Here is a 17,676-nt window from a genome sequence, read left to right on the forward strand (position 1 = left end):
CATCTTTTCTTTATCTATGATTTATTGATTGAAATAAACTGCGGTCGCTATAAGAATACATTATTATATAGGGTAATATAATTTGCAGTTATCAGATGGGTAGAGTTTGCGGTTTAACAACACTCCAAAAGTCTTTTCTTTATCAATGACGATTCCATTTGCTAATCTCATAATCTGAATACCCCCTTATTTACTTTCTGCTGGTAACATATCGTCTGCAAGCAGGATATAATTGACAAATCCACGTTCCCCGATTTTATAACCATCGGTAGTGATTCGTGGGTTGATAAGTTTTACTTTCTGCTCCGGCGAGAAATGTTTTTCGCCAGCTTTGGCAGGAAGCACAACGACAACATCATCTGCTCTCTGTACATCGGAATACAGGTTGTAGCTCCTGTTAATGACAGCCATACGCCCATTGATTCTCTGCTGTTCCGTAGTATTTTCTCCGGCAAACTCCAAGTTTCCGAATGTCTTTTCCATGTTTGGTACGACAAATCTTAATTCCATAAATAATTGACCTCTTTTCTTTCTGTTTTAGTTTCTTTCCTGCTGTACTTTGTGGGGAGCTACACTCCCCACGCCCCTAGTGGATTTCACGCTCCCGTAAATCAGAGCTTCACGAGAGCGTGAAGTTACAAAAAGGGTGGCGACCTTGAACGCTCTACCAACCGCTACATTACCGCCTTATGATTTCTTTCTACGGCGTTTGAAGTAAAGCATACCGCCAAGCCCTACGCAGGAAAGACCGAGCATGGCAAGATAAGCATAGATATTGGTATTGTCGCCTGTTTTTGGACTGTCACTTGTCTTAGTAACCGTAGATGGTGTATCCGGCGTGTCGGTATCCTTTGGTGTATCTGGGACTTCCGGCACTTCCTTGATTGTCACAGTCTGTCCATCGTCTGTGATGTCCTTATGTTCCGTCACTTTCTTTGGTTCGTCTGGATTGGTCATATCGTATAATTCTTCAAATGTGACAAGGCTCTTGCCACCAAGAGAAGAACTATCAAAGGTAAAGGCAATCTCAACCGTCATTTTTTCGCTGTCGGCTGTGAACTCATAATCATTGGATACTTTCTTTCCATCAATCAGAAGTTCGGCATTTTCCTCTTTTAACATCTGCCAGCCGGAAAGTTTGTATTTTGTTCCAACTTCCAGCCCATCTAATGTAACTTTATCCACAATCGTTACATCTTTTCCGGCTTCGATTTCTTTCTTGCCGTTCTTGTCCGTAGCGGTCGTTAGGATTTTGATGATACGTTCTGTGATAAGAACAGTCTGTCCATCATCGTTGATGTCTTTATGTTCGGCAACCTTGACAGGCTCTTTCGGATTGCTTATATCGTACAATTCCTCAAAAGTAACAAGGTTCTGACCACCAAGAGCTGAACCGTCAAAACTGTAAGTAATCTCAACCGTCATTTTTTCACTGTCAGCAGTGAAAGTATAATTACTGTCTACACGTTTCCCGTCAATCAGAAGTTCGGCGTTTTCTTCCTTTAACATCTGCCAGCCGGAAAGTTTATATTTTGTTCCAGCTTCCAAGCCATCAAGTGTGACTTTGTCCACGATCTTGATGTCCTTTCCGGCAACAATCATTTTTTCGCCTGTTTTCTTGTCGGTCGCTGTGGTATGGATTGTGATTTCTTTTTCGTATTCATCAGTCAGTGTCCCTAAATCTACGGTCACTTTATTTCTGGATACGACCACCTCAAAGGCTGGAATCAGCTTAAATCCGGCGTTGGAATCACACTTTAATTCCTCAATCACATAGGTATCATAGAGTAATGCACCTTTGCTGTCGTCTGGTTCAGATGTACCGAACCATACACCGTTCTCACTGGATTTTCCGGCATTGGTATTGACCTTGTGGGAAGCCCAGCTTGAAGCAGTGGAGAACTGACCGTTTTTGTCAGTAACTACAATGTGGGATTCTCCCGTTGTCTTGCTTGTGATTCTGAATGGAACACCTGCAAGACGTTTATGTGTACCTGCACCGATTTTTACACCCTCAATATCGCCACGCTTAATCTGGTTGTAGACAGAGTGGGATTTGTCGGTCAAGTCCACGATTTTTCCATCTTCTGTGATAGAAAAGTCGATTGCCTTTGCACCGTCTGTCAAATAGCCCTCTGGTGCTTTGCTTTCTTCTAATCTGTAATTTCCGTAAGGGAGCAGGTCAGCAGAAGTAGAAGCGATTCCGTCAATTCCTGTCTGAATCTTCTTGACGGTTTCATTCTTGTTGTATAATTTTCCCTCAACCAGTACAGGACTGTCATTTAAAGAAATGATATTGAACTCTGTGTACTGTAAGGTCGCACTTCCCTGTGCTTTGGTATCCTTTGTTTCAAGGTCACGTTTCTGGATTTTTACACCGCCACGGATAACTTTGTCGGATACGGAATACTGATTGCTTCCAGAAAGTACGGCAAGTTCGCCATCTTCGGAAATCTGTGTAAGGTATGTTCCCTTAATTTGTTCGGAATTTCCGTCAGCCTGCATATATGCACCATCTAATAAGTAGCCGTTTGGTGCTTTTGTTTCTGTGACAGTGAGTGTACCAAGTGGCAGTACATTTTTACCGTCCTGTGTATAGAAGCTGTCGCCGGATACTTTGTAGCTGTCGGCAAGTCTGGATACATAACGGATAGTTCCGTCACTGTCTTTTTCGGCAACGGTTTTGGTTGTCCATGTACGGGTAGCTTTTGCAGGTAGATTATCTGCATTGTAGTATCCGTCATAATAGCTCCATGTGAACTCTGCACCCTCTAAAGAAGCAGTTCCCTGTGGAGTAGATTTTCCTGTTTCCATGTCAATTTTGAATAAATCAATCAAAGTCTCTGTGACCTTTGGAGTGTCAGTAACAGTCAATGTAGCTGTTTTTCCAACTTCCACATTTAAGGCATGGACAATAGAATCCAGCTTATAACCCTTTGGAGCAGAAAGCTCTTTGATGTAAATTGTTCCTGCTTTTACCTCAACTTCTTTGGTATCGCCGTTTCCATCGGCAGTAAGTGTGGCAAGCTGGCTGTTACAGCCCTTATCAGAATAGACACCAAATGTCGCACCCTCAAAGGAATAGTTGGCGTTGTCATCTGTGACCGTGGGATTGGAAGAAGTCTTTTTGACCTTTGCATTTCCTACATTTAACTTTGCCCAGAACTGTCCGATGTCCTGTCCTTCGCCAGTATAAATGTAACCGCCACATTCATAGCGTCCCTTATTTGCTTTCACAAATGCTTTCGCACCAGCGTAAACTTCATTCTGTACTGCCTGTGAGATTTCATTATAGGAAGCTCTGACGTTATCGCACTGCCAGCCGAGCTGTTCACTCAACCTCTGCCAGACAACACACTGTTCCAGCAAGTATCCCTGTTTGTAATTCAAGTTCGTATGAGAAGCGGTATATTGCTTGACGTACTCTAAGGAAAGAGCAACGTCCGCAATCTGATCGCTACTCATACGGGAGCTTGCGTCAGAACGTGTTTTATATCCATTCTTAAAACTGGTATTGATATCCACGCAGTAGGCAGTTTCGCCCTCAACTTTCATGTGTCCCTCATTGAATGTAGATTTGATAGAACCATCATTCATAACATGTTCAATGTAGCCGACACGTTCTGCTGATTCTGTCCAGTATTGATTGCCGGAAGCATGAACCGCCGTCACTGGTAATGCCGTGAGAATGGTTGCAAAAGCAAGCGTTCCTGTTAGCAATCGCTTTACTAGCTTATTCATATTTTCTCTTTCTCCTTTCGATTTTGGGTATGAAAAAAGCCGTCCATTTCTGAACGACTGGAAATAGAAAAGGAACGCCAAAAGTGTACGTTCCATAGTCTATAAAATATTTAATTTTTCTCTCTGGTGTGCTATCTGACGCCAATTTTGACACCAAATTTCTGAAAAATGACGATTTTTGATGAACAGCTACAAATTTTCAAAATCCGTGAAACCCTTGTAACTAGGGCGTTACGGGACTATATGAAACTAGACAAAACCAACGTCACAATAACAAGAGGTGTGTGCTAATTATTTCATGAAGATTTTGTGAAGGCTACGAGCTATGTAAAATGATAAAAATAAAAGCCTTGCAAGTCCACTTGCAAAGGCGTCTATTTCTGATATTTTATCTAAAGATATGGCAATTCCCCGCCTCAATATAAATATAGACGGTGAAGGCTGAAATCCGATAATGCATTTGATTGAGAAAAAGCGGAGTAAGATACGATATAATACATATAGAAAATTTTTAAATACATGTACAGGCATCCTATAAGCTACGATTTCAAATACAGAGTATTAAGTCGTAGTACACAATAACGGCTTCAAGAGGCATTATTGCTCCCCGAAGCCGTTATTAATCCAATCACTGGTTTTATATTATCTGCTTATTTTTCAATATCTTCCATAGAAATCAGTTCCTGTGATACATCCAGCTGGGAGAAACGAAGACCATGATCCTCGTACTCAAATTCTCCTCTCTGATTATCAATCGGATCGATGCGAAGCCATTTTTTCTCCGGCATGAATTCTTTTTGGATTTCAGAGTTAGCTGGCATACGGAAAATGTCGAGATTACCAAAGTAATAGTTCCAACGTACTTTGTCTCCTTCACGCCATGCACTTCCACCAAAGGAAGGGTCTGCAAATACCCATCCATACGGTGCTACATAGAACTGTGCCCAATCATGGCATCCTGTATAATACTTCGTCACATACAAACCTGACTGCCAGCGTGCTGGAATTCCAGACATGCGGCAAAGTGTGATAAACAGTAATGCCTGAACACCACAATCACCTTTCAGATTAATTGCACAGTATTCTGGAATACATTCAATTGTAAAATACTCTCTCATGAAAGAATACATAACTTTTGTTGTCACAAAATCATAGAATCGACGCGCCAAAATAATTGGATTTGTCTCATCTCCTGCAAGCTCATCTCTTAGTTCTCTTAAGTAAGGAGTGAATACAATATGCGGTGTCTGCTCTTCCAGACAGAAATCTGGCTGTTCTTCAGATACCTTGGCAGGATCTAACTCTACATAATTCACATGATAATCAAATGAATAGTCAACCATAAACTCCTGATTTTCTTTCAGTTCAGTCTCAAAATATACTGTTCTCTGTGGTGCATCAAAAGGTGCTACATATGTAATCTCTGGATTAGATGCATGAATTTCTACATTAGAAACCTGTTCGTATACCTTTGGAATTGGAAGATGTACACGAACCTTGCGTCCTACCTCTTCGAATTCTTTCTTAGCTTTTATTGTTGAACGTATACGAGTGTGTACAGTTCTTCCTCCATGTTCTTTCATATAATGTATATTATCATTAAGTAGATTCTGATTTATATGATTTTGCTTTTCATCCTCTGGATTTTCTGTAATGACACGCTTTGCGTAATCTGGACGAGTCTTAATTAGATTTTCATAGAATCGACGTTGGAAATGTACCTCACCATCAATATAAATCCAATCTGCTGCACTGATTTCTTTCAGATGATCTAACTCTTCTTTTTTGAAATCACGAAGATGACTCGTCATAATCTCCAATGCTTCATCATAAGTAAAAGGATACTCATTACCACCCATAACACCAATGACTTCCTGTTCGATTTCCAGACGTTTTCTAAGCGCCTGTGGAATATCCTTTTCTTCCAGAAAATAACGAATCATTTTCTGGGTTCCAGCATAATCACCATAAATTTTTAATTTCAGAACGTCCTCTGGAAGCGGAACATTCATAAAAGATAAATCCTGATACATGAGTTATACCTCCACACAAACTAATTTATATTATTATTCGTTATCAAAACCAATGAACCACGCCGACTTGAATGGCATATCTGTCAATGTAAAAACTGCCTCCATATTTGCATGAGTGATATTGCTGGCTGCTAAGTAATCCCCAAATCACTTTCAATCCATAATTTATTCTTGAAGTCACTAAAATCAATATCATGCACAAAGCAGAATAATCCTATTCCTCACCTACCGACAATTGAGTATGATACACATAATGCTTTCGCAAAATCCGTCTGACTCATAAGCTTTGTTTTCGAACTTCTTTTATATATTTCAAAAAACTCATCTGCAATCTTTTTTTCAAAATATAGTAAAATTATAGCATGTATGAAAAAAACTCGCTGTATTTTATAATACATTTTCTCGTTCTCCAATGATATCCTGCAGAAACATCATCTATTGCCTTGTTGCGATGTTTAGTGCACATGATAGGTTGATAATTCAACAAGACCACTGAATGGTTATTATCATATAATTGCGTAGTATCTATTACCTTATTTTTGATTATATATAATACTGTTTGACAATAAAAGCAAAATAAAATGCCATGTTTACCACATATTAAAGTTTCATTTCCTCCAACAAAAAAAGAATCTATTCAGATTCTCCTTTATTCATCATTGAACGTATCTTCTGCATACGTTCATCTAGTTTAGCACTTTCTACTGAACAGTCATAAAGTTCCTGAGCAATAAGCTTTGCTTCGTCTTCAGGAATATTCTTCTTATAGCGTAATTTATGTTCCAAGCTTGCCCAGAAATCCATCGCAATAGTACGAAGCTGTACTTCTACATAAACATACTTCTTTGTCTTCTGCAAGAAGATTGGTACCTGCACAATTAAGTGTAAACTACGATAACCACTAGGTTTAGGATTTTTAATATAATCCTTCATTTCAATCAAAGTAATATCATCCTGTCTTAAGAAGCTATCTGCAAGTTCATATATGTCTTCAGGAAATGAACAAACAACTCTGACTCCTGCAATATCTCTTATATTTTCTTCTAATGATTCTATAGTCATTGGAATATTCTTGCGTCTTACTTTTCTCGCAATACTATCATATGATTTAATACGGGACTTGATGCTTTCAATAGGATTACCATCATATTCTAAAGAATATTCCTGATCTAATACTCTGAATTTTGTTTCTATCTCCATTACCGCACAACGATAATAGGACATCAATAAATCAAATGGCTTTTTGTTTTTATCTAATAAATCTAAGAACTCATCAGAAAGAATACTCTGTTTCATAAATTCTTCTCTTTTTTGTTCAATGATTTTAAATCCACTTCTTTTTATATCTTCTAGATTTCTCATACATTCATCCTTCTTTCAGTCTATTTCATTATAATATATTTCTATAAAAAAAAGAACTGAGAAACCTCAGTTCATTTGTTCAAGTGCTTTAGTAAATTGTTTTCTAAACAATAATACTGTAAATGTGATTGCAAGAATATCTGCCACCGGTTCAGCCAAATAAACAGCTGTTGTCTTATCTACAAGTAATGCTGGCATTATATAAATAAGTGGAATTAAAAGAATAAATTTTCTAGTAACTGCCACAATAACTGATGCTTTCGCATTGCCTAAAGCCACAAATGTCATCTGACAGGCAATCTGTATTCCAAAGAGTCCTACGACTGCCATATAGATTCTAAGTGCTTTTGTGGTAAAGAGTGAGAGTTCTTGTGCATTTGTAAAGAGTCCTACAAACATCTGTGGGAAAATCTGAATAAGAAGCCAGATACATATTGAGAATACTAGACTAACTTTTAGTAATAACTTAAATGTCTTTTGAACACGTTCTTTATTCTTAGCCCCATAGTTGTAACTGATAATAGGCTGTGCCCCCTGTCCTAATCCCTGTAAAGGAAGCATCGCAAACTGCATAACACTAGTCAATATAGTCATTGCCCCTACTGCTATATCTCCACCATATTTTAATAAAGAAGAATTGAAGCAGACCTGGATGACACTCTCACTTGATTGCATCACAAAAGTAGAAAAACCTAAAGCGAGACAAGGTAAGATGATAGAGTTATCTAAAGATAAATTTTTCTTTTTTATTTTAAGTTTTGTCTTTTTGCCAAATAAGAAGCGAAGAACATAGAGACATGAGCATCCCTGTGAGATGATTGTCGCAAGAGCCGCTCCTTTGACACCTAAATTGAATCCAAAGATAAGAATAGGATCTAAGATAACATTACATAAGGCGCCAATGACAACTGAAATCATTCCGTTTTTCGCAAATCCCTGGGCTGTAATAAACATATTCATTCCCAATGTTAATTGGACAAATAGTGTCCCCATTGCATAGATATTCATATAGTCCACGGCATAGGTAATTGTATTACTGCTTGCACCAAAAGCAAGTAAGAAGGTACGATTTCCAAAGAATAGAATAAGTGTAAGTACGATAGAAACGATAATCTGCGTAATAAAACAATTACCTAATATCTTTTCAGCATAATTATTATTACCCTGACCCATATAAATAGACGCACGTGGTGCACCACCATTACCAACCAAAGAGGCAAAGGCTGTCACAATCATAATTAACGGCATACAGACACCAACACCTGTTAAGGCAAGAGCACCCGTTTGAGGAATATGACCTATAAACATACGGTCTACAATGTTGTAAAGCATGTTGATTAATTGCGCAATGACTGTTGGTAAGGCGAGTTGTCTGAGTAATTTACCTACTGGTTCAGTCGCAAGAAAATCCTTATTCTCCATATGTACCTCCTATTCTTTGTGATTCAATGAATATTAAATCTTCACTATTTTCAATTGTTAGAATACCATGACATTGATTAGAGATACATAGTGGATCATGTGGTTCTAATATATAACCATCAAGGGGATAATCACAATTCTTTAATGTGAGAGTACAAGTCTTTTCAGTAAAGCATGAGAAATACTTATATTCCCTGCAATCTATTTGATGCTTACCTTTGGGCAAGAGGTATATTCTATTTATATCATCATATAAAGTGATTTTAATATCTGGATGTTGTTTGAGATAGATAAGTACACCTAAAAAATGATCAATACGACCACCAATAACACCATAAAGGTCTATTTCATCATAACCTCTATTGAGTGCTTCACTAATGGCAAGTTCTGTATCTGTTTCATCCTTATGAGTAGGAAAAGTAAGTACTTCTAATCCTTCTAAGTATTCTTTATGTTGTAAAGAATCAAAGTCTCCAATAGCACATAATGGTTTAATTGATTGACGATGTAGATGTTCTAAACCACCATCAACTGCAATATAAGGGATGTCTTTATTAAAGACATCCCCATTATTCATGCTTGCATATAAGCCTATTTTCATTTGAGTGAGTCAATAGCTTCCTGTCTATTTTCTGCTTTGAAGACATAGCTTCCAGCCACTAGAACATCTGCCCCAGCCCCACGGCATAGGTTGGCTGTATTCTCATTGATACCACCATCTACTTCAATGAGGTAGCGTCTACCATTTCTGATTTCTTTAAGTTCAGTAATCTTATCTAAAGCTGCAGGATTGAATGACTGCCCACCAAATCCTGGTTCAACACTCATGACAAGAACCATATCTAAATCATCTAAGAATGGTTTGATTGCTTCTACATCAGTACCTGGTTTAATAGAGATTGATGCAAGACATCCTGCATCATGAATACGTTGAATAAGTACACGTGCTTCCTGCACACTTGATACAGCTTCAATATGGAATGTAATGAGGTCTGCACCTGCATTGATGAATTCATCTAAGTACTGACCTGGATCAGTGATCATTAAATGTACATCAATGAATAAATCAGTCACAGCACGTAAGTTACTAAGAATGCTGTAACCAAATGAAATATTAGGGACAAAGTGTCCATCCATAACATCATAATGAATCCATGATTTTCCTCCATCATAGATTGTATCAATATCTTCTTTAAGATGCGCAAAATCTGCGGATAATACTGAAGGTGCAATTTTAACCATATCGTTTATCTTTCCTTTCTTTAACCTGCTTTAATAACTGCAGGTAATCAACATATCTTGTTTCATCAATTTCTCCTGCTTCTACTGCTTCTTTAACAGCACAATGTGGTTCACTATCATGAAGACATCCTCTAAACTTACAATGATGTGACAGTTCTCTAAAATCATGATAAGTGACTGCAAGTTCTACAGGATCCATTTTAAGTTCTAATGATGAAAAACCTGGAGTATCTGCAATATAGCCACCATACATAGGAATAAGTTCAACATGTCTTGTAGTATGTTTTCCTCTTCCTAATGCTTGAGAAATTTCATTTGTTTCAATATTAAGTTCAATGTTTAAGGCGTTGAGAAGACTTGATTTACCTACCCCACTCTGCCCTGTAACGACTGTTACACGGTTTTTAAGGATTGGTTTAATCTCTTCGATGCCTTCATTTTCTTTACTTGATACAAAGTAAAGATCGTAGGCATTGTACTTCTTTTTTATTACAGGAATAAGTTCTCTATTAAGATCTATCTTTGTGATAATGATGATTGGTTTAATCTTCTCATATTCAACCATCGCGAGAAATTGATCTAGAAGCATCTGATCAAAATCTGGCTGGGCAATAGAGAATACAAGAAGTGCCTGATCTACATTACAGATAGGAGGTCTTTCTAATTGGTTATATCTTTTTTCTAGTGTAAGGATATAACCAGAACCATCTTTTTCTTCCTGAAAGGTACAGAAGTCTCCTACGAGAGGCTTCTGACCTCTATTTCTAAATTTACCACGTGCCCTGCAGCTGACAACCTTCTCGCCTGTATCGACATAGTAGAATCCTGCAAGGACTTTTATAATCTGACCTTTAGGCATATAGTCTCCTATCTTATTGTCCAGGTGTTGTAGGTGTTGTTGTTGTTTCATCATCATCGTCATTTTCTGGTAAGTCAGGTTGTGTTGGTGTTTGTGGTGTAGTAGCAGGTTTCTTATCATAATAATATAAGATAATCTCAGTCCTTTTACTATTTACCTGAGTATATGGTGCAACTGACTGTTTTACAACTGTATTAATAGACATTGAGTTAATTGTTGCAGTATCAGTAGGTGATGGTAATACAGATAGTTTCACATTAGTAAAGCCCTGACTTTCTAATGTAGATTTCGCCGCATTGATATCCTGACCATATAATGATGGAACAGTAATGCTGACACCTTTAGATACTGTTAAAGTAATGATTTTGCCTTTTTCATTAGGATCCTGTTTTTCACCTTCAGAAATAGACTGTCCAATAACAACACCTTCTTTATAATCATCATCAGACTTTTCATACTTTCTAACCTTATAGCCAAGCTTTGTTAATTCATTATAAGCTGAACTGTAAGAGGTACCTGTATAGTCCTTCATGACAATATATTTACCCTTAGAGATAGTAAATGTTACTGTATCTCCTTCATTGATAGTATGTCCTGCTTCAGGATCTGTCGCAATAACAAGTCCTTTTTCATACTTATCACTGAGTTCATAATCAACATCATCAGATACCTTATAACCTTTATCAATTAATAAGGCTTTGGCTTCTTTTTCAGTCTTACCAACTAGATCCATCATTGTACCATCTTGATTACCACCAAATAAGAAGAATCCTGCTACAATCGCAAGACATACGATAACTGCCCCAATAGCCACACCTATCGCAATTCTTTTTTTCTTATCCATTGGCTCTTTTATCTTTTCTTCTTCTGGTTCAATTTCTTCTATTTCTGTTTTTGTTTCTTCAAGATCTAAAGGTGCTGTTTTAGTAAAGAACTGAGAATCAGTCGCAATGATTGTTGGATCATTATTCACTTGATCAAAGCTTAATTTAGGTTCATCTAAACGTTCTAAGCAAGTTTCTAAATCATCTAACATATCGTCAGCACACTGATAACGATTGTTTGTATTCTTTGCAGTCGCTTTAATAATAATATTTTCTACTGACTGAGGAATCGCTGGATTATACTCACGTACTGATGGTATTTCATCACGCATATGTTTCAAAGCGATATTGACTGGAGATTCTCCATTAAAAGGAACATCTCCTCTTAATAATTCATAAAATACAACACCTAATGCATAAATATCACTTTGTGGTGTCGCTTTTTCACCTCTTGCGATTTCTGGTGCAAGATAATGAAGTGACCCCATGATTGTATCTGTCTGAGTCACCTGTGATAAAGACTGGATAGAGGCAATCCCAAAATCCGCAATCTTTACTATACCAGAATCAGTGACAAGAATATTCTGAGGCTTTAAGTCACGATGAACAATACCCATAGAATGGGCAAGTGCAGTGGCTGATACAACCTGCTTCATAATGTCTACCGCTTCTACATAATGAAGTGCACCACGCTTATTAATTAATTCTTTTAAAGTCTGACCACGTACATATTCCATGACAATATAGTAAAGATCATCTTCTTCACCTACATCATAGATTTCTACAATATTACGATGACATAATGCAGCTGCTGCACGTGCTTCACGATGGAAACGCGTAATATAAATAGGATCTCCCGTCAAGGAAGAACGAAGTATTTTTACAGCCACTTCTCTTTTTAATATATCATCATATGCAAGATAGACATCTGCCATACCGCCTTGGCCAATTAATTCTTTTAATTCATAACGGTCAGCAAGAATACGTCCTTTTTCACTCATCTTATGATTCTCCCTTCTCAATTAGTAAAACACCAATATTATCTAATCCACCAAATTCATTGGCTGATTGAATGAGTCTTTCTGTTTTATGATTGACTGATTCATCTTCTTTTAAGATATCTTCAATCTGTTGAGATGAGAGTGAATTATATAATCCATCTGAACAGAGCAATATTGCACGATAATCTTCTTCAATCTTATAAAAAGAAATACGTAAAGCTTCTTTAATACCAATTGCCTGCACTAATACATTTCTTTTAGGATGATGAGAGGCTTCTTCTTGATTAATTATACCTCTTTTAAGTAACTCATTCACAAAAGTATCATCTGTCGTGATTTGTTTTAAAGTATCACTATATAAATAAGCTCTACTATCTCCTACATGAGAAATATAGGTATTCTTTCCATCCATATAACAGATGACAATTGTCGTACCCATACCAGCATATTCTCTATGCATATCACTTTCTTTATTTAATAAATCATTTGCAGTTAATAATAAAGAAGAGATCCAGGCATGAATAGATTCATCATCAATAAAAGGTGAATGATCAAAGAAATGTTCAATAATATAATTACTTACAAGAGTACTTGCAACATCACCTGCAAGATGACCACCCATTCCATCACATAATACACCAACGATTTCATGATCTTTGATTTTATAAACTGCTCTATCTTGATTGACTGATCTTTTTGTTCCGATATCAGTCATCGCGGAGATAACCATATTATGCCCCTTTCTCTCTTTTTGCACGTAACTGTCCACATGCACCATCAATATCACGGCCATGTTCTTTTCTTAATGTACAATTAATATGTAAACGAATAAGTTCATCCTTGAATGCAGTAATTGTATGACCTAAAGACTGCTTATAGCCATGTTCATCAACAGGGTTATAAGGAATCAAGTTCACATAAACATTTAATCCACGAAGATAATGGGCTAACTGACGCGCATATTTGATATCATCATTGACATCCTTCAATAAAATATATTCAAGAGTAACACGGCGGTTTGTACGTTCAATATATGTCTTGATGGCATCTCTTAAGTCATCCATATTGTAACGTTTGTTGATTGGCATGAGTTCATTACGAATTTCATCATTAGGTGCATGTAAGCTAATAGCTAAGTTAACCTGGATTGGTTCATGAGAGAAACGTTCAATTCCAGGAATTAAACCACATGTAGAAATAGTAAGGTGTCTTGCACCAATCGCTAGACCATGAGGTTCATTGACTGTATAAATGAAGTTCATTACTTCATCATAGTTATCAAATGGTTCACCTGTACCCATCACAACTACATGAGTCACTCTTTCCTTTAAATCATTCATAACAGTCAAGACCTGTTTCACAATTTCACCACTTGTTAAGTTACGCTGTTTCTTTAATAATCCAGATGCACAAAATGAACAGCCCATATTACAGCCTAACTGGCTTGTAACACATAATGAACGACCATAAGTCTGAATCATTAATACTGTTTCAATGAGTCCTCCATCTTCTAATTCTAGAAGATATTTAGTTGTTCCATCACGAGCAACCTGTTTTTCTTTAATAGTTAAAAGTGCATCACTGAAATGATTAGAAAGTGTTTCTTGAAGTTCTTTAGAAAGATTTGTCATCTGATGAAAATCATAGACATTCTTTACATAAATCCATTCATAGATCTGCTTTGCACGGAATGGTTTTTGTCCAAGTGCTTTTAGTTCTTCTTTTAATTGTTCGAGTGTTAAGTCATAAATTGATTTCATCATACATCCTTTTCTAACAGACACATATAAAAGCCATCACTATGATATTCATATGGAAGTATAGTACGTTCTTCTACCACATACATATCGGGATGCTTCTTTATGAATTTTTCAATCTGTTTTTCGTTTTCTTTTTTATTTATAGTGCACGTACTATACACTATATTACCACCTTTTATACATAAAGAATATGCATTTTCTAGTAATTTTGCTTGAATAGGAATGATTTCATCCATTGCACTAGAGTCATGGTACTTTATTTCAGGCTTTCTAGAGAGTACACCGAGCCCTGAACAAGGTCCATCTAGAAGTATTTTTGTATACTGTTTATTAAATATTGAGAGGTCTGTACTGTCTCCTGTATGCACATGAATATTAGTCAATCCAAGTCTTTGAGCATTGTCTTTAATAAGCTTTGCTTTATGAGGATAAAGGTCATAGACATCCAGGGTGCCTTTATTATTCATCAAAGTGCCAAGGTGAGTTGTTTTAGATCCAGGGGCACCACACATATCTAAGACAAGATCATCTTCATTTGGATTAAGTAGACGCGCAACCATCTGTGATGATTCATCCTGAATCGTCACTAAGCCTTCTTTAAAAGCTTCTGTATGAGCTATATTGCCTTCCTTTAATAAGACACTATCCGGTGATAAATAACCTGGAGTGAATTCTGGATATTTCTTTAAGAATTCCTCACGTGTTATCTTATAAGTATTCACACGACCACTTTTTAAAGGCACTTCATTATCTGCATGAAGAATCTTTTCTGTTGTTTCAATGCCATATTGAGCATTCAACATCTTAACTAGCCACAATGGATGACTTGTAGAAATAGATAAACGTTCATCATGATCTAAATCATCTAAAGATCTTGTTTCATTAAAACAGCTATGGAGAATCGCATTAATCATGCCTCCTGCTCTTTTATTTCTTCTTTCCTTAATAATATCTACTGCTTCATTGACAATTGCATAATCTGGTGTATCTAGATAGAAATGCTGGTAGAGACTCATTAATAGAAGCATTCTTTCTACTACTTTTAAACGTGTATGGATATGTGGTTCTAATTGATATTCTAAATATAAACGATTCTGAATAGTTCCATAGACCAATGTTGTAATAAGTCCTCTTTCTGATGGTGAGAAGTCTTTTGTAAGAGTATGGTTTAAAGTAATATTTAAATAGCTTTCATTCTTTTCATAATCAATAAGTATATCTAATGCTGTATTTCTTTCTTTCATATTAATATGTGGAATACGGGTTAAAGTCGCATGCCACAATAACACCTCCTTTTCTTGTACGGTTATAATAATCATCAATGATACTTAATTGTTCATAGATGGGCTTAGATTCTATATATTTAATAAGAATTCTTTCACGATAGATATCCTGCATCTTAAAGGTAGACTGTGGTCCAATGATACGAACCTTTTCTAGATGATCCCTTAAGTATTGACTGATATCTAAAGCAATAGAATGAACATTCTTAGGTGTACGTGATTGTACTATAACAGAGACTAAATGACAATATGGTGGATATTTGGCTTTCTTTCTAAATGCTATCTCTTCTTTAAAGAAAGCATCATAATCCTGCTTGACTGCTGCTTTAATTGCATAATGTTCTGGATTGAATGTCTGGATCATAACTGTACCTTGTTTTTCTCCTCGACCGCTTCTTCCTGCCACCTGACAAAGTAACTGGAATGTACGTTCAGAGGCTCTAAAGTCAGGTACCATTAAAGATAAATCAGCCATGAGTACACCTACAAATGTAACATTGGAGAAATCAAGTCCTTTCGCAATCATCTGTGTACCTAGCATAATATCTGCTTTATGTTCTTCAAAATCTTTTAAGAGTTTTAAATGAGTATTCTTATTTCGTGTTGTATCAAAGTCAAAGCGAATGATATTTGCTTCAGGATACTGTTTTTCTAATTCTTCTTCTATTTTCTGTGTTCCATAACCAATCTTTTTAAGGTGCGTACTTCCACAGTTTGGACAAGTACGAGGTGTAGGAATAAAATATTCACATAAATGACATTTGAGTCTATTTTCAGCTTTATGATAAGTAAGTGTGACATCACAATGAGGACAGCGTATTGGTTCATTACATGATTCACATTTAATAAAAGATGCATAACCTCTCTTATTTAAGAGAATCATTGCTTGTTCTTTTTTATCCAATGTTTCTTGTAATCTCTGTTTCATTCTTCTAGACATAAGTGAATAGTTCCCCTGACGGGACTCATTGCCCATATCTACAACCTCACAATAAGGGAGAGGTTTACCATTAATTCTTTGTTTCATCTCAAATAGGCTATATATTCCCTTTTTAGCACGGGCATATGTTTCTACTGAAGGTGTCGCACTCCCCAAGACAATCTTTGCATGATTTTTTTCTGCACGCATCTTCGCAATAGATAATGTATGATAGCGTGGTGTATTATCCTGCTTATAACTCATATCATGTTCTTCATCCATAATAATAAGACCAAGATTTTCTACCGGCGCAAAGATTGCAGAACGAGCCCCCACTACAATACGGGCTTCACCTTTTTTTATACGACGATATTCATCATACTTTTCACCTTGAGATAAACGTGAATGGATAATCGCAACTTCATCATGAAAACGTTCTTTAAAGACACGTTCCATCATTGGTGTAAGAGATATTTCAGGTACAAGCATTAATACTGTCTTATTTTCTTCTAACATCTTTTTAGTTAAGGCAATATAGACTTCTGTTTTACCTGAACCAGTCACACCATGAATAAGTGAAATCATTTGAGATGTTTCTAATACACCTTCTACAACACTTGTTTGAAGTGGGGTTAAAGTAATCTTATTATTAATCTTTAAGTTATTACCTGCATAAGGATCACGCTGTACTTCTTTATTATATACTTCAACAAGACCCTGCTTTTCTAGAGAAGTAATGACACTTCTTGAATAAGGGATATCCTTAAGAAACATTTCTCCCTTTTCTACTAATAGACGGAATGCTTCCTGTTGTTTAGTTGTTTTAGGTGTTCCGGTATTAATGACTCTTACACATGTAATTGTTTTAATACCAACCATCTTATGAGTAGATGGCTTTAAAGTACCAGGAAGCATAGCTTGGAAACAGGCAATCAAAGGACATAAAGTCATCTTTGACATACGATGAGCAAGTGTAATGAGTTCATTATTTAATAGAGGAGCTTCATCGATGACTGAATAAATATAAGAATACTTAAAGCCATCTCTTTCTTCTAATTCTTTTTGGGTTAAATCAACTTCTTCTACAGATAATACATAACCAACAACCTGTCGATGATTAAAAGGCACTTGAACACGTATTCCTGTCAAAATAGGTTTCTTAGATAAATAAGAAAAGCCACGGTCTAATGCCTGAACAGGATGTTCTATAAGTACTTCTACTTTAAACAT

13 protein-coding genes are annotated in these 17,676 nt (G+C 36.4%); all 13 read right to left on the reverse strand.

What is annotated here, in order from left to right:
* Positions 1 to 186: 186 nt before the first annotated feature.
* A complete protein-coding gene (locus H8909_RS04775) occupies positions 187 to 510 on the reverse strand; it encodes a YdcP family protein (RefSeq protein WP_055170582.1) in 324 nt (107 codons plus the stop codon).
* Positions 511 to 687: 177 nt separating this feature from the next.
* The gene (locus H8909_RS04780) at positions 688 to 3,741 is read right to left on the reverse strand and encodes a VaFE repeat-containing surface-anchored protein (protein ID WP_187012043.1); all 3,054 of its coding nucleotides are present in this window, start codon (positions 3,739 to 3,741) and stop codon (positions 688 to 690) included.
* A gap of 650 nt (positions 3,742 to 4,391) precedes the next feature.
* Positions 4,392 to 5,774 (reverse strand): transglutaminase-like domain-containing protein, encoded by a 1,383-nt coding sequence (locus H8909_RS04785; RefSeq protein ID WP_187012044.1) that lies wholly within the window; start codon positions 5,772 to 5,774, stop codon positions 4,392 to 4,394.
* A 633-nt stretch (positions 5,775 to 6,407) separates the two neighbouring features.
* Positions 6,408 to 7,136 (reverse strand): GTP pyrophosphokinase, encoded by a 729-nt coding sequence (locus H8909_RS04790; RefSeq protein WP_117459335.1) that lies wholly within the window; start codon positions 7,134 to 7,136, stop codon positions 6,408 to 6,410.
* 66 nt (positions 7,137 to 7,202) lie between these two features.
* The gene (locus H8909_RS04795; RefSeq protein ID WP_187012045.1) at positions 7,203 to 8,558 is read right to left on the reverse strand and encodes an MATE family efflux transporter; all 1,356 of its coding nucleotides are present in this window, start codon (positions 8,556 to 8,558) and stop codon (positions 7,203 to 7,205) included.
* Positions 8,548 to 9,159 (reverse strand): thiamine diphosphokinase, encoded by a 612-nt coding sequence (locus H8909_RS04800; protein WP_117459340.1) that lies wholly within the window; start codon positions 9,157 to 9,159, stop codon positions 8,548 to 8,550. The genes H8909_RS04795 and H8909_RS04800 overlap by 11 nt, the downstream gene beginning before the upstream one ends.
* The gene (gene rpe / locus H8909_RS04805) at positions 9,156 to 9,800 is read right to left on the reverse strand and encodes a ribulose-phosphate 3-epimerase (RefSeq protein ID WP_117459341.1); all 645 of its coding nucleotides are present in this window, start codon (positions 9,798 to 9,800) and stop codon (positions 9,156 to 9,158) included. The genes H8909_RS04800 and rpe overlap by 4 nt, the downstream gene beginning before the upstream one ends.
* Positions 9,793 to 10,659: a ribosome small subunit-dependent GTPase A gene (gene rsgA, locus H8909_RS04810; RefSeq protein ID WP_187012046.1), complete on the reverse strand. Its 867-nt coding sequence runs from the start codon at positions 10,657 to 10,659 to the stop codon at positions 9,793 to 9,795. Before rsgA ends, rpe begins: the two co-directional genes overlap by 8 nt.
* A 13-nt stretch (positions 10,660 to 10,672) precedes the next feature.
* A complete protein-coding gene (gene pknB / locus H8909_RS04815) occupies positions 10,673 to 12,484 on the reverse strand; it encodes a Stk1 family PASTA domain-containing Ser/Thr kinase (protein WP_187012047.1) in 1,812 nt (603 codons plus the stop codon).
* Position 12,485: 1 nt separating this feature from the next.
* Entirely contained in the window at positions 12,486 to 13,214 is a 729-nt protein-coding gene (locus H8909_RS04820) for a Stp1/IreP family PP2C-type Ser/Thr phosphatase (protein WP_158546344.1), read from the reverse strand.
* Between the two features lies 1 nt (position 13,215).
* Entirely contained in the window at positions 13,216 to 14,244 is a 1,029-nt protein-coding gene (gene rlmN, locus H8909_RS04825; RefSeq protein WP_117459345.1) for a dual-specificity RNA methyltransferase RlmN, read from the reverse strand.
* On the reverse strand, positions 14,244 to 15,533 hold the full coding sequence (rsmB, locus tag H8909_RS04830; protein WP_369409803.1) for a 16S rRNA (cytosine(967)-C(5))-methyltransferase RsmB: 1,290 nt from the start codon (positions 15,531 to 15,533) through the stop codon (positions 14,244 to 14,246). Before rsmB ends, rlmN begins: the two co-directional genes overlap by 1 nt.
* Entirely contained in the window at positions 15,490 to 17,676 is a 2,187-nt protein-coding gene (gene priA, locus H8909_RS04835; RefSeq protein WP_187012049.1) for a replication restart helicase PriA, read from the reverse strand. Before priA ends, rsmB begins: the two co-directional genes overlap by 44 nt.

It is taken from the genome of Catenibacterium faecis, from assembly GCF_014306455.1.
GTDB classification, from domain to species: domain Bacteria; phylum Bacillota_I; class Bacilli_A; order Erysipelotrichales; family Coprobacillaceae; genus Catenibacterium; species Catenibacterium mitsuoka_A.

What these genes read in the sequence shown, in the direction of transcription:
- H8909_RS04785 (WP_187012044.1), bottom strand. Translation starts at nt 5,774, where the DNA reads ATGTATCAGGATTTATCTTTTATGAATGTTCCGCTTCCAGAGGACGTT.
- H8909_RS04800 (WP_117459340.1), bottom strand. Translation starts at nt 9,159, where the DNA reads ATGAAAATAGGCTTATATGCAAGCATGAATAATGGGGATGTCTTTAAT.
- rpe (WP_117459341.1), bottom strand. Translation starts at nt 9,800, where the DNA reads ATGGTTAAAATTGCACCTTCAGTATTATCCGCAGATTTTGCGCATCTT.
- H8909_RS04780 (WP_187012043.1), bottom strand. Translation starts at nt 3,741, where the DNA reads ATGAATAAGCTAGTAAAGCGATTGCTAACAGGAACGCTTGCTTTTGCA.
- priA (WP_187012049.1), bottom strand. Translation starts at nt 17,676, where the DNA reads ATGTTTAAAGTAGAAGTACTTATAGAACATCCTGTTCAGGCATTAGAC.
- H8909_RS04795 (WP_187012045.1), bottom strand. Translation starts at nt 8,558, where the DNA reads ATGGAGAATAAGGATTTTCTTGCGACTGAACCAGTAGGTAAATTACTC.
- H8909_RS04790 (WP_117459335.1), bottom strand. Translation starts at nt 7,136, where the DNA reads ATGAGAAATCTAGAAGATATAAAAAGAAGTGGATTTAAAATCATTGAA.
- H8909_RS04820 (WP_158546344.1), bottom strand. Translation starts at nt 13,214, where the DNA reads ATGGTTATCTCCGCGATGACTGATATCGGAACAAAAAGATCAGTCAAT.
- rsgA (WP_187012046.1), bottom strand. Translation starts at nt 10,659, where the DNA reads ATGCCTAAAGGTCAGATTATAAAAGTCCTTGCAGGATTCTACTATGTC.
- rlmN (WP_117459345.1), bottom strand. Translation starts at nt 14,244, where the DNA reads ATGAAATCAATTTATGACTTAACACTCGAACAATTAAAAGAAGAACTA.
- H8909_RS04775 (WP_055170582.1), bottom strand. Translation starts at nt 510, where the DNA reads ATGGAATTAAGATTTGTCGTACCAAACATGGAAAAGACATTCGGAAAC.
- pknB (WP_187012047.1), bottom strand. Translation starts at nt 12,484, where the DNA reads ATGAGTGAAAAAGGACGTATTCTTGCTGACCGTTATGAATTAAAAGAA.